Annotated in this window: 19 protein-coding genes and 1 tRNA gene; 4 read left to right on the top strand and 16 right to left on the bottom strand. The window is 38.4% G+C overall.

All coding sequences use genetic code 11. The features are described 5' to 3' along the window. Window positions 1–14: 14 nt before the first annotated feature. Both REI64_RS04790 and REI64_RS04795 read right to left on the bottom strand, forming a co-directional pair. Window positions 15–1,520: an ankyrin repeat domain-containing protein gene (locus tag REI64_RS04790; protein ID WP_308848965.1), complete on the bottom strand. Its 1,506-nt coding sequence runs from the start codon at window positions 1,518–1,520 to the stop codon at window positions 15–17. Window positions 1,521–1,660: 140 nt separating this feature from the next. Then, window positions 1,661–2,932 carry a hemolysin family protein gene (locus REI64_RS04795; RefSeq protein ID WP_308848966.1) on the bottom strand — a complete coding sequence of 424 codons (1,272 nt, stop codon included), beginning with the start codon at window positions 2,930–2,932 and terminating at the stop codon, window positions 1,661–1,663. A 190-nt stretch (window positions 2,933–3,122) separates the two neighbouring features. Here REI64_RS04795 and REI64_RS04800 point away from each other — a divergent pair. Then, window positions 3,123–3,196: transfer RNA gene (locus REI64_RS04800), tRNA-His, on the top strand. Between the two features lie 131 nt (window positions 3,197–3,327). Here REI64_RS04800 and REI64_RS04805 read toward each other — a convergent pair. Next, entirely contained in the window at window positions 3,328–4,629 is a 1,302-nt protein-coding gene (locus tag REI64_RS04805) for a HAMP domain-containing sensor histidine kinase (RefSeq protein ID WP_308848967.1), read from the bottom strand. Window positions 4,630–4,796: 167 nt separating this feature from the next. On the opposite strand from REI64_RS04805, the gene REI64_RS04810 reads away from it, so the two are divergent. Together REI64_RS04810 and REI64_RS04815 are read left to right on the top strand one after the other, a co-directional pair. Beyond that, window positions 4,797–5,471, top strand: a complete 675-nt coding sequence (locus REI64_RS04810) for a response regulator transcription factor (protein ID WP_308848968.1) — start codon at window positions 4,797–4,799, stop codon at window positions 5,469–5,471. Between the two features lie 142 nt (window positions 5,472–5,613). Beyond that, entirely contained in the window at window positions 5,614–7,098 is a 1,485-nt protein-coding gene (locus REI64_RS04815; protein WP_308848969.1) for an alpha-amylase, read from the top strand. Window positions 7,099–7,232: 134 nt separating this feature from the next. Here REI64_RS04815 and REI64_RS04820 read toward each other — a convergent pair whose 3' ends face one another. From REI64_RS04820 to REI64_RS04860, 9 genes are all read right to left on the bottom strand, one after another. Further along, entirely contained in the window at window positions 7,233–8,501 is a 1,269-nt protein-coding gene (locus REI64_RS04820; protein WP_308848970.1) for a citrate synthase, read from the bottom strand. A 118-nt stretch (window positions 8,502–8,619) separates the two neighbouring features. Then, complete coding sequence (locus tag REI64_RS04825; RefSeq protein WP_308848971.1) at window positions 8,620–9,165, bottom strand: DUF3347 domain-containing protein; 546 nt, start codon at window positions 9,163–9,165, stop codon at window positions 8,620–8,622. 161 nt (window positions 9,166–9,326) lie between these two features. Beyond that, on the bottom strand, window positions 9,327–9,857 hold the full coding sequence (locus tag REI64_RS04830; RefSeq protein ID WP_308848972.1) for an outer membrane beta-barrel protein: 531 nt from the start codon (window positions 9,855–9,857) through the stop codon (window positions 9,327–9,329). A 311-nt stretch (window positions 9,858–10,168) separates the two neighbouring features. Next, window positions 10,169–10,786: a hypothetical protein gene (locus REI64_RS04835; RefSeq protein WP_308848973.1), complete on the bottom strand. Its 618-nt coding sequence runs from the start codon at window positions 10,784–10,786 to the stop codon at window positions 10,169–10,171. A 4-nt stretch (window positions 10,787–10,790) separates the two neighbouring features. Then, window positions 10,791–11,915, bottom strand: a complete 1,125-nt coding sequence (locus REI64_RS04840) for a DNA adenine methylase (protein WP_308848974.1) — start codon at window positions 11,913–11,915, stop codon at window positions 10,791–10,793. Window positions 11,916–11,935: 20 nt separating this feature from the next. Further along, window positions 11,936–12,862, bottom strand: a complete 927-nt coding sequence (gene miaA, locus REI64_RS04845; RefSeq protein ID WP_308848975.1) for a tRNA (adenosine(37)-N6)-dimethylallyltransferase MiaA — start codon at window positions 12,860–12,862, stop codon at window positions 11,936–11,938. Continuing rightward, complete coding sequence (locus REI64_RS04850) at window positions 12,855–13,703, bottom strand: hypothetical protein (RefSeq protein WP_308848976.1); 849 nt, start codon at window positions 13,701–13,703, stop codon at window positions 12,855–12,857. The genes miaA and REI64_RS04850 overlap by 8 nt, the downstream gene beginning before the upstream one ends. Then, on the bottom strand, window positions 13,694–14,071 hold the full coding sequence (locus REI64_RS04855; protein ID WP_308848977.1) for a hypothetical protein: 378 nt from the start codon (window positions 14,069–14,071) through the stop codon (window positions 13,694–13,696). Before REI64_RS04855 ends, REI64_RS04850 begins: the two co-directional genes overlap by 10 nt. A gap of 142 nt (window positions 14,072–14,213) precedes the next feature. Then, on the bottom strand, window positions 14,214–14,690 hold the full coding sequence (locus REI64_RS04860) for a YMGG-like glycine zipper-containing protein (RefSeq protein WP_308848978.1): 477 nt from the start codon (window positions 14,688–14,690) through the stop codon (window positions 14,214–14,216). Window positions 14,691–15,024: 334 nt separating this feature from the next. On the opposite strand from REI64_RS04860, the gene REI64_RS04865 reads away from it, so the two are divergent. Beyond that, window positions 15,025–16,413 carry an MBL fold metallo-hydrolase gene (locus tag REI64_RS04865; protein WP_308848979.1) on the top strand — a complete coding sequence of 463 codons (1,389 nt, stop codon included), beginning with the start codon at window positions 15,025–15,027 and terminating at the stop codon, window positions 16,411–16,413. A 203-nt stretch (window positions 16,414–16,616) separates the two neighbouring features. On the opposite strand, the gene REI64_RS04870 is transcribed toward REI64_RS04865, so the two are convergent. From REI64_RS04870 to REI64_RS04885, 4 genes are read right to left on the bottom strand one after another with little or no spacing between them, the layout of a single operon-like run. Then, window positions 16,617–17,600, bottom strand: a complete 984-nt coding sequence (locus tag REI64_RS04870) for a type IX secretion system membrane protein PorP/SprF (RefSeq protein WP_308848980.1) — start codon at window positions 17,598–17,600, stop codon at window positions 16,617–16,619. A gap of 1 nt (window position 17,601) precedes the next feature. After that, window positions 17,602–18,537, bottom strand: a complete 936-nt coding sequence (locus REI64_RS04875; RefSeq protein WP_308848981.1) for a gliding motility-associated C-terminal domain-containing protein — start codon at window positions 18,535–18,537, stop codon at window positions 17,602–17,604. 24 nt (window positions 18,538–18,561) lie between these two features. Beyond that, window positions 18,562–19,302, bottom strand: a complete 741-nt coding sequence (locus REI64_RS04880) for a hypothetical protein (RefSeq protein WP_308848982.1) — start codon at window positions 19,300–19,302, stop codon at window positions 18,562–18,564. 32 nt (window positions 19,303–19,334) lie between these two features. Next, window positions 19,335–22,343 (bottom strand): Ig-like domain-containing protein, encoded by a 3,009-nt coding sequence (locus tag REI64_RS04885; RefSeq protein WP_308848983.1) that lies wholly within the window; start codon window positions 22,341–22,343, stop codon window positions 19,335–19,337. Window positions 22,344–22,584: the final 241 nt, after the last annotated feature.

A 22,584-nucleotide genomic window follows, 5' to 3' on the forward strand; every position in this document is an offset into this window, starting at 1 on the left:
TCTAAGTATTACAATTATTTTAAGAAGCTAACAGAAATGTTCTTTTGTGATAAAAACTTGTTTTCAGCAGCTAAATCATAGGCAGTTTCGTCAAAATCTGTTTTTACTGCTTTGTCAGCACCAATTGAAAGCAAATATTTCAAAATCTCATCATCTTTCGAAATTAACGCCGCTCTGTGTAAAACAGTATTTCCTTCTTTGTTTTTTGCGTTTACGTTAATTTTCAAATCAGTAAGTCTTTTCAGCAAAGCTAAGTCTAGTCTGGCAATAGCTACGTGATATAATGTACTACCATCTTTTTGAGCAGCATTCACATCTAAACCCTTAGCCGTTAGAAGTGCTAATTTTTCGGAAAATTCATCTTTTGCAGGTGCAGCACCAGGGCCAGCTGGTCTTCCCGCAGGTCTGTAACTTTGCACTAAGTAATAAGCTAAATTGTTACCAGCAGCATCTTCCACTTTTACGTTTGCGCCCTTACCAATTAAATAAGCAACCACTTCTGGAGAACTAGCACTTACCGCCTGAGTTAATGCCGACTCACCTTTTTTATTCACCGCATTAATATCTTTCACTTTTGGTGCTAACAATTCTAACAAAGCTACATTTCTACCACCAGCAGCAGTCATAAATACCGTATTGCCCTCTTCGTTAGCTTTGTTTACATCCACACCTTTTGCTAAGAAATAGTTAATGATTTCTTCTTGGTTTGGTCTGCGAACGATGTTGTGCAATACATTATTACCTTCTTTATTGGTTGCTGTAGGGCTTAATTTCAAATCCTCTACTAAATATTTATACAACTCTAGCGAAGCTGATGACATACGACCGCCTTGCGATGCGAATGAAAGTGCCATATTTGTTGGTTTAGCGCCCTTAGCTAAAATAGTTTTCAGAAAATTGATGTCACCACTCCTAGCAGCATAGTCAAAAGCAGTAGCGCCATCAGCATCAACATCCTTTATAGACATTCCTTTACTGGTGAAATATTCAACCAATTTCAAATCCTTATCGCCAGCTATGCTTAACAACAACAAGTTTGCTCCGTTTGCATATTTTTTCTTCGCATCAATACCTAATTTGAAGAAAGTATCGTAAAGTGCAGTATTAGCCTGACCCGTAGATGCCGCATAAGCAACTATTGGTGTACCATAACTATCTGCCTTTTCTTTATCAGATCCACGTTTTAATAATTCATTTACCAAATCTACATTACCTCTTGCTGCTGCCCAGTGTAAATAAGTACGACTGTGGTGTGTACCTTTAGTTACCGGATTACCTGGTTGGTCTAACAAAAATTTGATAGTTTCTAATGGTGCATCAGCATTAATTGCCATAGCGGTCGCATCAAATGCTCTTTGATCAGATTCTGCTGGATTGCTACCTTTTGCTATTTCTGCTTTAACAGCATCTACGTTAGGTTTTTGTTTCCAAAAATCACCTTGTAACAAGGTATTTCTATTTTGCGCATTTGCCGAGCCTAAAGCAAAAACGAACGAGGCGATAAGTGCTATTTTCTTCATTTCTAATGGATATCTTTATGAATATGCCTGCGAAATTACTTATTTAGACTAAATCTACATAATGTATTTTGCTATTTTTTCGCTTTACGTGCTATTTTTTCCGATTACAACAGATGTTCTAGCCAAAAAGTTACTTAACACTAATCCTTAGTTACCATAATCTTATCAATACGCTGCCCATCCTTATCTACTACTTCGAGTGTTAGTGTATCAATGGTAAGCTTATCTCCTACTTCTGGAATGCGCTGCAGATGATAAATAATCAGTCCCGAAACCGTGGTGTACTGTCTACCTGCCTCTGGATCTATATCTAAAGCGAAAAACTTCTGAAATTCTCCTAAGTTATAGTAACCATCTACCAACCAAGAATTTTCATCCCTTTGGGTAATGGCATATTCCTTTTGATAATGTTGCGTTACATCTCCAATAAGAGCGTCGAGCACATCATCCATGGTTACCATTCCTGCAGTAGTTCCATATTCGTTAATCACGATAGCGTAGTGCATTTTCTCCTTCTTAAAATGCTCAATTACTTGATAAGCTGAGCGGTTCTCGGTGATGAATAATGGCTGCCTAAGGATACGAGTTAAGGAGAATGGCTGATTAGCATCATCAAATAAATCCTTCAAAAGCACCAAACCTTTAATATGGTCTAAGTTGTTTTTGCTGCAAACTGGATACGCGGAGTGTTTGTCTTCATTTATTTTCTTTCGTACGGTTTCGAAGTCATCATCTTCATTAAAATAAATCAAATCGCTACGATGGGTATAAAGTGCACTCACTTTTTTATCGCCCAACTCAAAAACACGTTCTACAATATGCTGCTCAATCTCTTGGATTTCGCCGCCCGCAGCACTGTCCTTTACTATTGCTTTAATTTCTTCTTCGGTTACCCTACTATCGCTAGTGGCTTTAATTCCAAAAACTTTTAACAGAATGTTATTAGAGGTAGTTAATAACCATACAAATGGTGATGTAATTTTAGAAAGGATCAGCATCGGTCTTGAAACCAAAATTGCAACAGGCTCAGGAAATGTTAGTCCCACACGCTTGGGAAACAATTCGCCTAACACGATAGAAAGATAGGTGATAAAAATTACAGAAAGTGCTGTACCTATCTGCGAGGCATAAGGAGCCAACATCTCTATTTCCGCTACATATTGAGCTATGTTTTTGGTAATGCTCTCACCACTGTAAACCCCTAACAAAATTCCAATTAGGGTAATTCCAATTTGTACCGTACTTAAAAATCTTGTTGGATTATCGGAGAGCTCTAGTGCAGTCTTGGCTCCACTGTTTCCCTTTTTAGCGGCATTTTCAAGTTTATATCTTCTTGATGATACCAAAGACAGCTCGCTCATCGCAAATATACCGTTAAGCAGCACCAGCACAAAAATGATCAGAATTTCCATCGCTTATAATTGTTTTACGGTCACAAATTAGTATTAATCTCAATCAATTTGTTCGTGTAACTAAAAAATCGCCCCAGCTATTAAACACAAATAATTGACAATTAATATTTTGCATTTTTTTCAATCTTTTAAAGAAAAAATATTTGGTTTGAATGTATAAAGTTGTACTTTTGTGACACTAAAAAATACGGTGGCTGTAGCTCAGTTGGTTAGAGTATTGGTTTGTGGTGCCGAGGGTCGTGGGTTCGAGCCCCATCAGCCACCCATCGTTTTAAAGCAGTTCTGAAAAGAGCTGCTTTTTTTGTTTAAGCTTTTTACTTACCATCAAAAAACATCTCTTCAAAGTCTGAATTTTCGTAGATACCTAAATTTAACTTCTATCTAAATTAAACAAATTAGCCCATAGGTATGGCCAATGTAAATATGGTACCCTTTCCTACTCGGCTTTGGAAACTCATATCAACACCTTGCAAATCGGCAAATTCTTTGCAAAGTGCAAGTCCTAGCCCCACTCCCTTTTCTCCCTCAGTGCCAAAACTAGATTTAATATTCAGTGAAAAGATATCTTGCTGAGCCTCTTCAGCTATGCCTGCTCCCGAGTCCCTAATATGCAATTGGCAAACATCCGCACTCAGCTCAGCACTTAGGGTAATATTGCCGCCACTAGACGTAAACTTTAATGCATTATCCATTAAGTTGCGAACCATTAACTGTAACATAGCTGGGTTAACCCGTACATTTATTTCCTTCGGCAGTTTATTTTCGAAGTTAACAAGCTTAAAATTGGCTGCACGGGCAAAATTAGATAATTGATCTTTTAGGCAATCCGTTAGGTTAACCGAAAGTAGTTCTATTTTGCCATCTTCCAAGTGTTTCGTTGTCCATGATAGCAGGTTATCTAACAAGTGTTGGGTCTCTGTTGTACTCTTTTCCAGTTCTACTTCTAGCCTAGCCCTTTCGTTACTCTCCAAATCTGTTCTTTTTAGTATATCCAGATAACCTTGCACATTGCGCAGCGGCGTGCGAAAATCATGAGAGATCATGGAAATAAGCTTACTTTTCTCCTGACTGAGTCGCTTCATAGCCATTTCATTTTCTCTCGCTATTTTTTTCTCTCTATCGTAATTATTAATGATGTAGGTCAATCCTCCAAAAATAAGCAGTAAGTCTACAGTATATGTAGAGGCCACATCGATGAATTGACTACGTCTGCTACCATATCTATTGAAAATAAGTTCTGGATGGTAGTATTCATATACAATAAGCGCCCCCACAACTACAAGATTACCCAGTGTCCAGTACCAATAATGCTGTCTTTTCGCAATTGCAATAATTAAAAAGTAACTAATCGTAAAAGAATGTAGTGCTGTACCCTGTATGCCCGAGGATAGATAAAAATTGATGGCAAAAAAGATATGTATGATTACCGAATAGATAACCATACTGGTATAAAGGTGATTTTTAAACCTAGAAAGGTAATAGAAAAACAGTTGTAGCAGGAAAAGAATAGTAGATAAAATTGTCATCTTATACAGCCCAACTATCAAACTAAAAGGAATATTATAAAATATAACCAGCATAGTTGCTATGCAAATAGAATGATAAATTCTATGCTGTAGGGAGAAAGTTTGGTCGGAACCCTTGAGATATTCCCAAGCGTTTCTAATTTGATGTACTGTACGAGCGATTATAGACATATCTTGTCTGAGGAATTTAGCTATTACTAATGCCGCAAAGGTAGCATATTTCGTAGCGAAGAAAGTGTAAAATCTACAATATGTAAAATTTGAACAGCTTAAATCTAACCTAGTAACAATCACTTATATTTGCATTTATATTTTAGCCCATACCCGAATTTTATATTATGCAGATCAAAATTGCGCTTACAGACGACCAATACCTCTTTAGAATGGGAATGGCCGCTATCTTAAATTCTTTAGAAAACACCAAAGTTATTCTTGAGTGCGCTGATGGACAAACATTGGTTGATGAGCTTGCAAAGTCGAGTGAAAATCCGGATTTAATTATTTTGGATGTAATAATGCCTGCTCCTGATGGTATTGCAACGCTTAAACTAATTAGAAAGATGTCTCCAACGCTACCTGTGTTAATGCTTTCCTCACATGAAGACCAAGATGCTGTCTTTGCTGCATTAAGAGCCGGCGCAAATGGCTACCTCTCAAAAAATGCCTCGGCAGAAGAGCTGCAGCAAGCTATCACAAATATACTAAGAGATGGCTTTTATTTGCAGGTTCCTAGTCCCGACCTTAGTCATTTGAAAATGGATTTTGCCCCAAATAACTTAGGTGCGGAACAGCTTATCAGCAAAAGAGAAAGGGAGATTTTATCGTTGATTTGCCAGCAGTACACCAATGCACAGATTGGCGAAAAGTTATCTATCAGCGAACGTACAGTAGAAGGTCATCGCAACAATCTTATCAATAAAACAAACAGCAAAAACGTAATTGGGCTCTTGGTTTTTGCGCTAAAACACCGCTTAGTTAGTTTAAATGACATTCTAGGGAAATCCAATTTTTAGGCGTCTAACCTCTTTCAAATAATAGATAGCAAAACGTACAAGGTATTATCACATCCTGCAATTAGTTTGTATCAAACAATCCCGAACAATTAGTGTTTAATCGGGCGGAGCTTATCAACATCAAACGCTCCTAAAAATATCAATGGAAAACTACACCATGCTACAGTACTTCGAATGGTACTACCCTGCCGATGGCAGCTTATGGAAAAAACTAACTCAAGACGCAAATACACTAAAAGAAAAAGGCTTTGACACCATTTGGCTCCCACCTGCACACAAAGGAATGACAGGCGAAAATTCGATAGGTTATGATTCTTATGACCTTTACGATTTGGGAGAATTTGACCAAAAAGGAAGTGTCCGTACTAAATACGGCACCAAAGAAGAACTTATTAAAGCTGTAAAAGCTGCACAAAATGCAGGGCTGAAAGTCTACGTTGATATTGTATTGAACCATTTAGGTGGCGGAGACGAAACGGAAACAATTACTGTTCGCAAGGTAGATCCTGCCAACCGTAATGAGTTTATATCTGAACCTTTCGAAATTGAAGCATTTACCAAATTTCACTATCCTGCCCGTGCAGGAAAATATTCTAAGTTCCAATGGGATTTCCAATGTTTTAGTGGTGTAGATTATGATCATCGTAGTGGCGAAACGGCACTTTACAGTATCTTAAACCAATATGGCGAGGGCTGGGAAGATGTTTTGGATAAAGAAAACGGCAACTACGATTACCTAATGCTTTCTGATATTGACTTTCGTAATCCAGCCGTTCGTGAAGAGCTAAAAGCCTGGGGCAAGTGGTTTTATGAAACTGTAGGCTTCGACGGCTTTAGGTTAGATGCCATTAAACACATGCCAGCAGGTTTCTATAATGAATGGCTCGACTTTTTAAGAGGAGATTTGCAGAAAGATTTTTTTACCGTTGGTGAATATTGGGCTCCCGGAGATTTAGGAAGTCTTTTAGCTTACATTGATGCTACCGATGGAAGAATGTCCTTGTTCGACACCTGCTTGCAAGCAAATTTTTCAAATGCTTCAAAAACTGGTAGCGACTACAACTTAGCTAGCATTTTTGAAAATACATTGGTAAGCACCAAACCCGAATTAGCCGTTACCTTTGTAGAAAATCACGATACCCAACCCTTACAATCTTTAGAACAAGTGGTAGAGCCCTGGTTTAGAGCACACGCCTATGCTATGATCCTTTTAAGAGAAGCTGGATATCCATGTGTATTTTATACAGATCTATACGGATCTGCCTATACCGATAAAGGTCAGGATGGACAAGATCACGAGGTTACCATTGGATACCTACCGCAGCTAGAAATCTTACTTCAGCTCCGCAAGCATCAAGCTTATGGTTTGCAAAGAGATTATTTCGATCATCCCAACTGCATAGGTTGGACAAGAGAAGGCATTGCCGAAAGAGAAAATTCTGGTCTCGCTGTTGTACTTTCTAACGGAGAACAAGGTTATAAAAGAATGGAAATGGGTGCTCAATTTGCAGGAAGGAAAATGATTGATGCTTTAGAACATATTGATCAGGAAATTATAGTGGACGATGATGGTTGGGCAGATTTTTTATGTGATGCAGGCTCTGTTTCTGTTTGGTTTTTTGCTTAAAAAGCAGTAAAATCTTAGCCTTTTTATTTGAAAATCAGCCACTACATTTAAGAATATAAAAAACCTTTAAACACAAAAAAGCCGGCAATCCACCGGCTTAGCATTAACATATTTGGTTGTAAAGAGAGTACTGATTATAAGTGCTTATCTACATCGCCAACGTAAACTTGACGTGGTCTGCCGATAGGCTCTTTGTTTTCCCTCATTTCTTTCCACTGTGCAATCCATCCTGGTAGACGGCCTAATGCGAAAAGAACAGTAAACATTTCTGAAGGGAAACCTAAGGCTCTGTAAATGATACCTGAGTAAAAATCTACGTTTGGATATAATTTACGATCGATAAAATATTGATCTGTTAAAGCTGCTTGCTCTAATTTTTTAGCAATTTCCAATACTGGATCATTTATACCTAAGCTTTCTAAGATATCGTCGCAAGCCTTTTTGATGATTTTTGCTCTTGGATCAAAGTTTTTATAAACGCGGTGACCAAAGCCCATCATACGGAATGGATCATTTTTATCTTTCGCTTTTGCAATCCATTTATCGGTATCACCACCATCTTCTTTAATACGCTCTAACATTTCGATTACTGCTTGGTTAGCACCACCGTGTAATGGTCCCCAAAGTGCAGAAATACCTGCAGAAATAGAAGCATAAAGGTTACAATCTGATGAACCTACAATTCTCACCGTAGATGTAGAGCAGTTTTGCTCGTGGTCTGCGTGAAGAATTAACAATTTATTCATTGCACTTACTACCACTGGGTTTGGCTCGAAATCTTCGGTACGTTGACCGAAAGTCATCCAAAGGTAGTTAGTAATATAATCGTATTTGTTTTTAGGGTAGATCAATGGATGTCCCAAAGATTTTTTATAAATGAAAGCTACGATGGTGGTCATTTTAGCTAACATTTTAATGATGGTATCATTTTTTTGCTCTTCAGATTGGTTAGCTTCTAAGCTTTCTGGGTAAAATGTAGAAAGTGAGCAAACTAACGAAGATAATTGAGCCATTGGATGAGATTTTGAAGGATAGCCATCAAAAAACTTCTTCATATCCTCATGGATCAAGGTGTGCATGCTGATATCTTTTTGAAACTTTTCTACAGTCTCTTTAGAAGGTAACTCTCCATAAATCAATAAATAAGCAACTTCTAAAAATGATGCTTTTTCAGCTAGTTCTTCGATAGGATAGCCACGATATTTTAAAACACCTTCTTCTCCATCTAAAAACGTAATGGCACTTTTGGTAGCGCCAGTATTCTTATATCCAAAATCTAAAGTAATGTGACCTGTAAGATCTCTCAATTTTGAAATATCAATAGCCTTCTCGCCTTCCGTTCCAGTAATTACTGGAAATTCATAAGTCTGTCCGTCTATCTTAATTTCTGCAGTAGTTGACATATATCTAAAATTTATATAATTATAAGTAGTTATTTTCGTTTATTAAAATTTAAGCCCAAACAATTATAGACTTGTTACATTTTTTTCAGATTTTCTAATGCCGTTTTAATTTCTGGGCTTATTTTGCCTTGATTTCTTCGGCAACCCTGCCACATTCCATCATCTCATCTCCATAATACGGATTTTGGATTTTCTTTTCTGATGAAAGCCAATCTCCACCATCGCCATTGTTTGCCATTGGACAATGTTGCACATAAATAGTACCCGATGTTAGTGCAGCGTGTTTAAAAACTGGAATGAGTTCCACGTTTAAATCTGTAAAAGACGCTCTTTGTGTTTTAATGTCTTTAGCTTCGGCTATTTTAGCCGCAATTTTAGCTGCATTTTCACAACCTTCAAATCCTTTTAAAGCTGCTGATAAATCGCTAGCTGCTGGTTTTGCAGTTTCATACTTAGTACCCACCAACTCATCTTTTAATTTGATATAAGCAGTATAGATGACTTGCAATTTCTCGTCGCTAAAGCTAAGCGCATTAACTACCGTTGTGTCTGCCACGGTTAAAGCTGTGGTATCTTTGGTTTCGGTAGATTGTTGACTGCTGTTACATGCCATTAACGCAGATAAAGCTATGGTTACCAAACCAATGTATTTTTTCCCTTGCATACGTGTTTTTATTTTAGATTGCTATTTGGAAACAATCAACTATAGGTATGTTCTGTTTTGTGCTCAAAATAGCATTTATTATTCTAAAAACACAAAAAAGCCCCGATAAATTTACCGGGGCTTAATAATATTATATTGCGATTATAATTTGTTAACGCAAATTATAGTTTGAAACCATAAGCTAAACGTAAACCTACATAGCCGTTGTTCATACCGTCTCTGCTTAAACCTTCATATTTTACGCCTAAATCTAAACCATTATCCCATGCATACCCCACAGCTGGCGAATATACAAACGAGGTTTTTGACCCTTCATTAGTACCAAATGCAGCACCAGCTTCTGCTAAGGCGTATGCTCCGGCTCCCGATGGGCTGAAGAAATATTTTAAACCTGCCTTTGCTGGAATGTAGCCAACGCTTCCTCCACCCCACTCATCTTTAACTTTTAAATTAGTATAACCCGCAGTAATTGGAATAGATAATTGTCTATCTATATCTACTTGGTAACGTAAATCACCACCTATCGCAAAACTAAAACCGTCTTGTGTAGGCACACCTACATTTAACCCTATACCTAATTTTTGTCTAGACGGATTAGTTGGTTCTGAAGCAGTTTGAGCGTTAGCATTTGTTGTCACGAAGATGGCTAATGCAGCTACTGCGCTTGCCATAAATTTTGTATACTTTTTCATTGTGTTCTTTATTTGTTTTTATTAGTAATGAAGCTATCCTAACGGATGGTTTCATTATGTTTCTGTTAATGTAATGAGCTATCAACAAGTGGTAGCATCATTATGTTTTTAAATTTATTTTAATTTTTTCGACTGTGATTTTCGCATCATCAGTCGTCACAAAAACATTCAAACAGTATGCCACTAAGCAATCAAAAAAGGCTAAAAAACAATCATAAAAAACTGTATTATAAATAGTTAAAAATATTTAATTTGTAAAAAAGATGATATATTTCACAACTAAAAGGTGTACTAAAAAATAAACACTTTGATTAGGTAAGTTCGTTATTCCAAACTTTAAGTTCGTTCAAGCTGAAGTGGTAATTTACAGTGACGCCTAAATGTTTTCCATCAACTTCATCGCCGTCACCACTTTTTCGACGAAATTTTCTTTTATCATTTTCCTTTTGCCAAATAGGTTTTAGGTCTGATGCTAATCGGTAAAAGAATTGACTTTCCTTTTCTCCTAACACACAGGGTCTATTGAGCAATACCCAAAAGATAAAAACGTGGATTTGTTTTGTTTGCTGTAACTCAAAATAACGATTGAGATCGCTGAGGTTTAACGCAACAGTTTCTGACGGCTTTAAACCACTTTGCGGAAGTATTTTTTCTACGCTCATAAAGGTGCGTCGTTGAACTTTTACTTCAATATAAAAATGCGCCCCGGCCTTGTTTTGCACTTTAATATCAGGATAACCTTTTTCCTCAGCTTTTTCGGCTTTAAACGGGGTAAATTTATTGATATGATCGATGAGCAACTGTTCGTAGTGTTCGGAAAATGCCGCATCGTCAGCAAACTGGTAGTTCATTTTGCTGATGCCATCGCAAGGAGTTGGGCAAACCTTGCAATTGAACACATTGGGTTCTATTTGCAAGTACTTATTCATAGGTTTAGTAGTTGGTAATGATAAGATGCGTTACTTTTCTATCGTTACGCCCCCGCACATTGTAAGTGTAATTCTTTCCAAAAGTTACGATTTTTATTTGAGGATGCGTATAAATCTTTCGGATAAATTCAGTTTCCTTGATCACAACCATCCATTTTGAAGGGCAATTTATTAGAAAGTTAGCTAACCTGGTTTGATCTGCTTGCGTAAAAGCGTTCTGATCATACTCTGAAAATTCGCTATCGTACGGTGGATCTAGAAAGATAAAATCTGTGGAAGTTAGCTTTTGGCTACTTAGCAATACTTCAAAATCTAAGTTAAAAATTTCAGCTTTGCTAAAAAGGGCTTTGGTAGGTTCGGCAAAAATGAGATCAACCTTTTGCCTAAAATTTTTCTTGTTGTAGGCAATACCTCCGTAAGGAATATTGAACTCGCCTTTGGCATTAAACCTAAACATAGATGCATAGCAAAACTCTCTTACAAAATACCAGTTTGCAGCAGCTTGGGCATCCGAAAAAAATTGCTGATTGGCATTTTTGTTCATCAATATTCTAAAGAACAGATACATACCACTTTTAAGTCCGGTTTCGAAATGATCTTTTAACTCGGCATCATTAAAAACTCTATTTTCTTTTTTACAGATGCGCTGGATGCGTATTGCTTTATCTAACAAACTATCTTTTAAAGATGCTGTAAACTGGACTGGCTCAACAATGAACTTTTCATTTTTTAAGGTATCGTTATTACTGATCAATTTCGGCATCTTCAATGCTATTGCATCAAACAATGACTGTGTATTTGCTTCTTGATTTACTACTTCGACAAATAAGGTACCTAATGTTTTCCAAAACTGTTTAGCAAGCTCGGTAATTTCTTCCCAAGCGCTTGCATATTGATAAAGCTCAAGCTTAAATTGAGGTTGATTGATTTGCTGATAGAAACGAATAAGGTCGGTACTTTTATCATTAATTATGACCGGAGTTTTAGGTTGTAGTGCAAAAAAAACGCCACCGCCGCCAAAAAATGGCTCAATATAACGTTCGAAAGCTGGAATATGATCTTTGAATAAAGCAAACTCTCGGTACTTCCCTCCTGTCCATTTAATTATTGGCTTTATTTTCTGATCCATAAAACGAAGATGCAATAATTTTAGAAATTCTTACTTACCAATTCGATTGCTTCTTCTGTCAATGCCTTTCTATCTTCTCCTGCCAACAACCATTGAATTTTAACGCCATCCTTCTCCATCTTCCTAAAAAAAGTCATTTGACGTTTTGCAAATTGACAAATTGCTATGCCCAAGCGTTCTCTCAGTGTATCAAAATCTATTTGTTTGTTTAAGTAAGCCGTTACAAACTTATACTCCAAGCCGTAGAAAACAAGCATTTCTTTACTTACACCTTTGGCTAACAATACTTCTACTTCTTCTATTAAACCATTAGATAAACGAGCATCCAGGCGATTTAGAATTTTACTACGACGAGTTTCTACTTCATTGTACAGACCAATTACAAATGGTTTTAAAACAGGTCGTTCTTCGGGTTGATAATCGTTTTCACTGAGAAATTTAGCAATTTCGATGGCTCTTATTAAGCGTTTCGCCGAGCTGTAATCAACATTCTTACGTAATTCTTGCGGATATACATTTAATCTTTGTTGAAGCTCAACTTTATCAAGCATTAATAACTCTTGTCTTAAATCTGCATCAACAGGAATTGAAGTTAAGTCGTGATTTTGCAATAAGCTATGGATATACATTCCTGTACCGCCGCACAACATAGGCAGCTTGCCTCTGTTGCTTATATCTTCGAAAGCTTGGTAGAAATCTTCTTTGAAGGCATTAACGTGGTAATGATCGCCCGCCTCCCTAATGTCAATCAAGTGGTACGGAATTTTTACTCCATCAACTAAATACTCAGAGAGGTCTTTTCCTGTCCCAATATCCATCCCCTTAAAAACTTGTCTGCTATCTGCACTAATAACCTCACCATTAAATGATTTTGCCAATTGTACTGCTAGCTGTGTTTTTCCAACTGCTGTTGCGCCAAGTACAATGAGCAAATTGTGTTCAGACATTTGTGTACAGTAGATATTTGAGGTTTCCTGTGTTAAACGCTTTTACGGAACCTTGCTGGCTCATAAAATCATCCAAATTTAATACATTTTGTTCGGCAAAAGCCGATGATATTTTTTTTGGCAAGCGATGTGGCTGTTGTCTTTGCATAGATTTTTCGTCTACATAGAAAAACAATGGCTTAGTTTGCCCCATAGCTGCAAAGCCAAGCTTATCATAACCTTTACCCAAAGACCAATCTCTATCTGCGTAAGTCATTAAATCGTTAACAGGAACTTCTTCCAAAAACGCCTTGATTAACTTACCTAAGCCACCAACTATGGTAAAACCACTTTTTGTAGCGAACCTTACCAACTCTGCAGATTTGTAGTTTGCACCTTTACTTTTCATAGGTCTGGGTGCTGCGAAACATGCCGCAGCCACCAATTCAGCGCCTAAAAAAAGCCCGTAATTGTGTTTGGTTTTGATGTAGCCCTGCAAATGGTTTACGTCTAAAAAAGTGCGTGTTTCGCTTACATCCAAAATGTCTACTTTAGTTTTCCTACCATGTATAGATTGATTTAAACCGCAGAAGGAATATATACGGCTAAGCACCTGATTTCTTCTGCTAGCCCAAACATCTTCCCATAAATGAACCAAAAAAATACCCTGCTGCTGATAAGCTATCTGTAAAGAGAGCAATTGTTGAGGAGTAAAATTACTGTTTAAAGGCACCAAATGTACATAGACCTTTTGCTGCAAGGCAACAATATAAAATGGATTTGCACTAATGGTTTCTACAGCATGATATTTATCCTGAATAGTTAAAAAGAAATCTTCCTGAAATAACGGATTTATACCCATTCGTTTTGTTTATACGCTTTGTAACCTACTTCTAGGGCTATCGCGATGTGATCCATTAAAGTTTCGTCTAATTTTTTAATATGAAAACACGATTTGCCTTTCAATAATTTCAATAAATCTGGATGCAATAGTTCCTTAACTTCTGGCTGAATGTAGATGAGCATAAAATGAAGTGTAACGCTACTTTTCATGATTTTTAAGCCAGCAAAGTAGATTTCGTTTCTTTGCTTGCCCATTAAAGTCACGTTTTTATCGCTCCAAAGGTCATATTCTGTATCCGAATTTATTCTCGAATTAAAGCCTAGTGTTTCGTAAGGCTGCATTGCCGCCCTAACGGTTTGAAATATTTCAATTAAATCGGTCTTCATTTTATAATATCTAGATGTTTAGGTTTACAAAGTAAATGCTTTTGCTAAGGAAACAAACCGCAAACTCAAAATGTTCAATATTTTTCCAAATAAAAACGCCCAAACTTTTAGGCTTGGGCGTTTACATATATGATGGAGTTTATTATTGTTTTGGTTGTACTCTACCGCTTTTTCTATCTTCTGCTCTACCAATTGCATAACCAGCACCTGCACCAGCTAAACCACCGATAATGGCGCCTCTTCCTTTCTTTTTATCAATTAAAGCGCCACCTATTGCTCCTACTCCGGCACCAATTGCCGTACCTTTTGCAGCATCACTCCAGCCTTTCTTCTGAGCTTGCGTACTTGTTACCCCTGCAGATGATGTGGTAACCGTACCACCACCAGAACTGTAGCTTCTTGTTGCACTACGTCTTGCAGCAGCCAACTCAGCTTGGTGTCTTTCTTCTACCCTACGTTTTTCGGCTTCTACTTCTGCACGTCTAAAACTATCTAACTTGATACTATCTCTATAGGCGGCTAATGCTTGTTGTTTCTCTAAAGCTACTTGCTTTTCGCTTTTACCGCAAGATGCCAAAACTGTTGCACCAATTGCAGCTATCATTAATATCTTTTTCATTGTTTTTAGTTTTAATTATGTAGCAACACCAATTGCTCCAAATAGTTTTTAAAAGATGTTGCTAAGTTTTTAATATCTCAACACGGGGATAATTGAAAAAACTGTGCCAAACGAATTATCAAAACATGCCAAAATATTAATCCCCATCTCTATTTTTTTTCACAATGACAGCCTAAAAGTTCATTCTCCTCTCAAAAAATTAACTTTTTTTAATGATTTTCATGATGTGGATAAAAATCTTAAATGTCAGTTATAGCTGACCAAAAAAAGCGTTTACATTGTCGGGTATTGGATACAAAAACATATATTGTGCACTTATTTTTGATAGGAATAAATGAAACTAACGATATGGGGTGCTGCACAACAGGTTACAGGAAGCATGCACCTTTTGCAGACAGATAACTACAATATACTGATAGATTGCGGGATAGATTATGAAAAAGGAACCTATCAAGAAGACAATTTAGCCTTTCCTTTTAATCCATCAGAGATCGATTTAGTGATATTAACTCATGCCCATATCGATCATTCTGGAAACCTGCCTACTTTAATTAGGATGGGATATAGCGGTCAGATCCTTTGTACTGGTCCAACAGCTGATCTTACAGAGATATTGCTTTACGATTCGGTTAATATTTTTCTGAGCAAGCAAAACAAACGTCCTAAGGGCAGAAGAAAACATTATAGTGGCCCGCAGCCATTATATCTTCAAAAGCATGTAATGGAAACCACGGAGAGGTTTGTTACCATCGGTTTCCATAAACCATTTAAAATTACGGGAGCTATTGAGCTGACCTTTGTTCCTGTTGGTCATTTATTGGGTGCCGCAGCTGCTGTGCTAAAAATCAACGACAATGGTGTAGAAAAGAAAATTGCCTTTACTGGAGATATTGGACGGAAAAGCTACCCGGTGTTGGTTAATCCGCAAAGCCTACCTGCAGTAGATTATTTAGTATGCGAAGCAACCTACGGCGGTCGTCTGCATAGCAAGGATGTTTCTTTAGATGATACACTAATCAAAGTAATTGAAGAAACCTGCATCAAAAATTCTGGAAGGCTGATTATTCCTGCGTTTAGTATTGGCAGAACACAGTCGTTAATATTTAAGCTGAACCAAATTTTCAGTAAGGGATTATTACCTCCTGTAGAAATTTTTGTTGATAGTCCTTTGGCAAACCATGCTACTGATATTTATCGAAGGCATCATCAATATGTAAATGAGGAAGCGAAAAGTTTTTACGAAGCCAAAGGCGATGAATTTGAGTTCGACAACCTCACTTACCTGCAAAGCCAGAAAGAAAGTTTGGCCGTGAGTAATTACCTAGAACCGTGTATCATCATTTCTTCTGCAGGAATGTTGGAAGGAGGTCGAATTCAAGACCATATTTACTACAATATTCAAAATTATTACGCTACCATATTGTTTATCGGCTACTGCGCAAAAGGAACTTTGGGCGACAGGCTTTTGCGAGGCGATCCAATTATTCGTTTGCGAAACCGCGATTTAATGGTTTATGCTAAAATCTTAAAAACGGATTTACTGAGCGGCCACGGCGACCATGAAGATTTAATGGACTACATAAGACAACAGAACAAGACTACTTTAAAGAAAATTTTTCTTGTTCACGGAGAAATTAACAGCCTAACTGCTTTAAAAAGTGCTTTGGAAGCTGAGGAATACCAAGCGGAAATAGCAGAGCGAGGTGTGATTTACGAGTTGTAGTTCATTTACAAAACACTGATAGTCAGATATTTTATTGCTTTACAACAAAGAAACCAATTACATTATTTGCTTATCAATACACCCCGCCCGTTGGGCACCCCTCTGAAAGAGGGGAATTGCGACCTACATTCCCCTCTTTCAGAGGGGTGGTCGAAGACCGGGGTGTTAACGCGAAGAAAAAGACAAATGCATCAAGCTATCAATTAAAAATAACAGAAATTCACGCGTCGTTCTCTTTCATTCATAAAATTCCAGCTGATGGATATTTCGTGTGTAGAACCTCCGTAACCAGCCAAGCCGCTAGTTGCATGATCATACGAATAACCTAAACGTAACTTATCGCTAATGAAAAGCTCTGCCATGCCAATAAGTCCATTTCTATTGTTAACATTACCAACTAAAGCAGGTTTATTGTAAAGTTTAATGCCCGTTCTATACCCTGCGCCAATCCATACTTTTTGCTTAAACAAGAAAAATGCGTTTAAATCTAAAACAGTTGGTCCAGAGATATCATCCTTAATTAAAAAAAACGGCTTAAAATCTATTTCGTACTCTACCAACGGAATTAACACGCCGCCAGTTAGATAGTAATGCGGTTCTGGGGTTGGAAAGTTAAAATTCAGCTTTGCTTTATCAAGAATGTATTTACCTATCAGGTTATTTACCGAAGCACCGATGTACATCTTTTGTGTAGAAAAAAATACACCAGCACGAATGTCAGGAATGATTGTTTTTTCCATCCCAATTGGAATGTATTCGTCATTTGCATCGCTGGCATCTAACATGGTGCCATCTATGCCAGACTGCATTACACCTGCCCCTAAACCGAAAGAAAGCTTAGAGGTTTCGTCTTCATTTACTGGAAAACGATAGGCGTAGTTTGCGTAGGCAGAAAGATTTTTCTGTGCCCCTAATTGATCGGAACCAACTATGAGCGATAGCCCTACTCTTTCGTTAGGCATTAACGCATCGGCGGCAAAAGAAAAACTTTTTGGCGATCCGTTAATGCCGGTCCATTGGTTTCTATAAGTTAAATTAAGGTTTACCCGCTCCCGATAACCCGCATATGCAGGATTGATGTAAACCGCATTAAAAATATATTGACTGTATTGTGCGTCTTGCTGGGCAAAGCCCCCAAAACTGATGAACGTTAATAAAAAGATAAAATATCGCCTTCTTCTTTCCATTCTATTTATCTCTTAATAAAGTAATCCACCCGGTTACGCTGCTGTCTACACCTTCTTTTGAAACTAGTTTGAGCACATAGTAATAGGTTCCCTCGCTTAGCCCATCACCGTTCCAGTTATTTTTATATCCGCCAGCACTTCTAAATACTTCATTACCCCATCTGTTAAATATGGATAGCGTGTTTTCTCTGTAGAGTTCTATCCCATCTATTTTAAACACATCATTTTTACCATCGCCATTTGGCGTAATTACATTTGGTGTTTTAATGTTACCTATGATTTTTTTAGTGTCGGTAGAAGTATTGTTACTTAGATCTGGGTCAATCAACGTCGGATCTCCACCATTTACTTCGGCCGTATTCACCACTGTACCAGCCACTTTTCCTTGAACCCTCAAATTCAATTCTGCTGACTGCTGGTCGGCCAATAAAGGTATCGTCCATCTTACTAAGCCATTGTCATAGCTGGCATTACCTAATTGAACTGGTTCGATATTTACAAAGGTTAAGTTAGAGGGCAAGCGATCTAACACGGTCACGTTTGGATTATCGGTATTACCTTTATTCCTAACGCTTATCGTGTATAAAAAAGGCTCATTCGGACCAACAAATCTAGCTTCAGATGTTTTTTTTACTTCTAAATCTGAAGTTTCTAAAATCACCCTAAAAATATCTGACATATCAGATAGGCACTCACCATTTGTAGCTCTAACCTGATAATCTCCTGGCTCTCTAGCGGTGTACATAAATGTATTTGCACCGGGTATAGCTCTCCCATTCCTATACCATTGGTAAGAAAAAGTATTAGCTGTGTTATCAATCCTAAGAGAAACAACACCACCAGACCTAATCCTTACATCGCCGGCAACGGTTTGCGCTTTTGCAAAAATAACCTGCAAGAAAAGCACAGCCACGTATGTTAACCTACGGAGAACCATTTTTTAGGCAAAAGCCTGCTATTGTTAGTTAACCAAAGAAATGGTAGGTTTAAGTGGCTTAGGTGTAACAATTACGGTTTGTGTACTTGCAGCAGCAACACTACATCCATCTGTATCTGCAGCTACTAAAGTACCCGTATTGGCTGCCGTTAACACATATTTTACTGTTGCGTTAAATACATAAGTTCCTGCTGTTGTGGTGTTCATTGTGTACAAGCTCGTAGCGCTGCTGCTGTTATCTGCCGTACCTGGTGTAGCCGGATTTCCACTTTCAGTTGCCGACCAAGTATAAGCGTAGGCAATTCCGTCTGGAAGTGTAGCTGCAGGCGTGGTAGTAGCCGTAATAACCGATCCAGATGTTCCGCCACTGTTAGCACCGCAATATGTAGCTACAGATTTTGTAAGGGCAAGATCTTTCGTTGGAAGTTTATAAACCTCATACGGATCAGAAGGATCACCCAAACACCCCCCAGCAGATTCTATTGCGGTGGTATATTTGTGAAGGCCGACAGCTAAATTTGCCGGTACAGTTAAATCAGCAGTTCCAGATGCAGTATAAGTAAAAGGACTTCCGGCAACTTCTACTCCTTCTAAATACCAATGTACTTTATCATTTACATTTATAATACTTTCTTGTGGACGAAGTTTTACCGAAGTGCTGCCACAAATGTAAACGTCGTAATAAGTTTGTGCATAGCTAGAGAAAGTTAAGCTTAATAGCAAAACCAAAGTAGCTAAAGCGGTGCGGGTAATTGTTTTTTTCATCGTTTTGAGGGTTTTTAATATTTGTCTATTTTTTATTGAACTAATTGTATATGTGCTTTTAATGGATAAGGCGTAATAGTGATATAGAAAGGTATATCGCCACTGGCATCTCCAGCTGCATTTTTCACTCTTAATATGCCGTTATAAGTATTTACTGTGATATTTGCTGGTACAGAAATGTTAATATTGGCACTAGTAGCTGGCGGTACTACTGAAGGCAAAGTAGCATCTGTAACATTAGCCAAACCCCCAGCCAACGCTGCACTATCCCAAACTATACTATAGGTGGTTGGATTTACCCGTGGAGTAGTGTAAGGCAAAACCACTGTAATTTCACCAACGCAAACAGAAGGCGAAGGCAGCAAGGTTACCAAAGGCGGCTCTCTTATAATGTAAGGCTCTGTGTATTCGCAATTGTTTTCGTCTTTAATGGTTAGTTCATATTGCCCAGGAGCAAGATTACTAATGTTTTGACTAGTATTTACTGAGCCATCTGGATATAACCAACTGTAAGTGCGAACGCCTACACCACCACTAGAAACTACAGAAATAGCGCCATCATTTGCTCCGTAAGCAGATATATGGGTAATTGTTTCGGTTATATTTAATAGCGGTTGGGGTTGGTTGATAGTTAACTCACCAATATGATAAGCCCCTAGCGGATCTGTTACTCGAAACTGGATAGTGATGGTTCCGAAAAACCTTGTTGCGGGTACAAAAAGAAATGTTCCATCTGTATTTAAAGTTAAAGCACCCTTTGATGTATCATAGGTGCCTTCTAGTGTATAAGTTAATGTTGCAGCTGTATGCGCAGCATCAGGATCTGTAGCTGTAAGTGTTCCTTCTGCTTTGGTATCGCATTCTATTACATCAACTTCAAGATCAGCAGGTATGGGTTTCGCATTAATATGCACATCTTCTCCAGTTGCCGCTACCAAATCGCCGTTGTAATTAAGTCCATCTACATCGCCAGCATTACCCGTTTCGTAAGAGGTATTACTAGCAGCAAACGCATTGCTTTTTGCAGTAACTCTTCTATTAGGATTTAACGATGTGCGGGTTGGATCTAAATAAGTACTTTGTGCGCTAGCGTGATGCATTCCCTCGGCTACATTGTTTGCAATATCTACATTGATGGTAAAGCTTACCTGACCACCTGGCGGGATATTGTAAGCATCTACTAAATTGGTAGAACCGATATAATAAATACCTCCGGATAAATTCACAGTTGGATTGGTAGCTCCGGTAGTTCCACCTGATAGATTTGCAGTGATAGATGTTACTGTAAATCCGACAGGTAATTTTAATTCCGTTTGCACTCCACCAGCATTACCTCCAGTGGCACTATTAGATAAGGTTAAAGTATAGGTTGCTGTAGTTCCAGGGTTTCTACTGCCCGGAATACCCGGATTTTGTTCTGTTAAAACAGTTGTTAGTTCTGGATAGCAGATTTGACCGCCACCTTGCAGGTGTATAGGCAAACTCGCGTTTGTAAAAGGAACTATTTGCCCTACGGTTCCATGCTCGGCACCGTGGCTTGTGCCATTACCATCGTCGGCCATACCGGCATTACCTCTGGTTACTGTAGCGTTAACTACGGCACCCGGTACGTTGTGATAAACTACGCCGCCGCCGCCGCCGCCACCAGGTCCATGTTCATTGCCATTGTCGTTTAAAGTATTCCCGCCTTTACCACCATGTGCCTGAATGGTTAAGGTTGCTCCTGCACTATTTGCCAAAGCCCTAACAAAAATAGTACCTCCAGCACCACCGCCACCTGCTCCGTCTGGAGCGCTTCCATAAACGCCCGGCTGTCCTTCTCCACCATTAGATATTATTGTACCAGCGCCTGTAATTTTCTCTACGTTAACCAAAATAATACCACCACCAACACCGCCTTTTACCCCGGTAGTAGCATTATTAGCATCGCCACCACCACCACCGCCGCCCATAATTAAACGGGTGATATCTAAAGGAACCAAACTGCCAGGCCTACCACCATTAGGATAAGTATTAGGTGCTGTGTGACCTTCCCAACCCAAACCACCTACTCCTCCATGCCCTCCATTTCCACCGCCACCGCCACCAGCATTATGATCGTTACCACCGCCACCGCCATTAGCTGGCGCACCTTTTCCGTAAGAACCTCCCGGCAGTCCTTCGTCTATATTGTCAAAATCTTTGTAACCATCAAACATATAACGTGGAGTACCCGCTATCCCTTCCCCCTTACCTACCGAAGTGGTACTACCCGAACCCGTTACATAGACACTATTGGTATTATTTGCAGAACCTGCAACGGGACCAAATCCACCCCTAAAACCTTTTTCAGAGGCATCTATTTTAAAGCCGTTGAAATTCATATCGCCCGCCACATCGAAAGCGATGACACCGCCTGCTTTACCATTGTAAGGTACAGTTGTTACATCTGATGTTAGCGTAAGGTTCGAATATTGGGGCACTCTCACAATCTGAAATCTTCGTTGCCCTCTAGTATTTGTAGGAGCAGCATTAACGTACTCATTGACAATGCCACCACCAACGCCACCGCCCCTAAAATTTAATGTACCACCAGTAATTGGCACGGCGTTTAGTGCAATTACATATTCAAACTTCCCTGAAAAACCAATATCCGTATAACCGGTACCGCCTAGATTATCGGTTCCGCTATTTGTTAAACCACTTCCGTATCTATTATCATTGTTATAGTTGATAAGCGCATCTTGCATTTGGATAATCAATATCAGATCTCCGGGGCGTATACCAATATTCCCATAATTGTTGCTATGCGCATCTGTAGGTGGAACGGCTTCTAATAGAATTGATTTTTCTCCTGAGAGTAAACTTCTATTACCAGCAACAGGAAAATAAGTGTTGATTGGATTTGTGTTTGTGCTAGGCCCATCTATACCCGATGTACCACAAACCTGGGCGTTGGCATTGAGAAAAAAACAGGCAGAAACGAGCATCGTCCATAGATATCTACCTACGGAATCAAAACATTTTGGCAAAGAAATTTCGATAGTATATGTTCGGTGCATAGGCTATCGAAATTTCTTTACAGCGTAATGTAATGAACTCATTTCTAAAGCCATAAAATTACTGGAATACGCAAATTTCAATTATTGTGTTTGGGTAATAACAACTATAAGTATTACAACTTTTAGGAATTATTGTTTCGAAAATAATTTTATTTTCCCAAATAGCGAAATATTTTCTACAGTTATTTTATAATTAACAATAAAGCAATATTAAATGGGAATTATTTTACACAAAAAAGCT

Source organism: Pedobacter sp. (genome assembly GCF_031119335.1).
Taxonomy (GTDB): domain Bacteria; phylum Bacteroidota; class Bacteroidia; order Sphingobacteriales; family Sphingobacteriaceae; genus Pedobacter.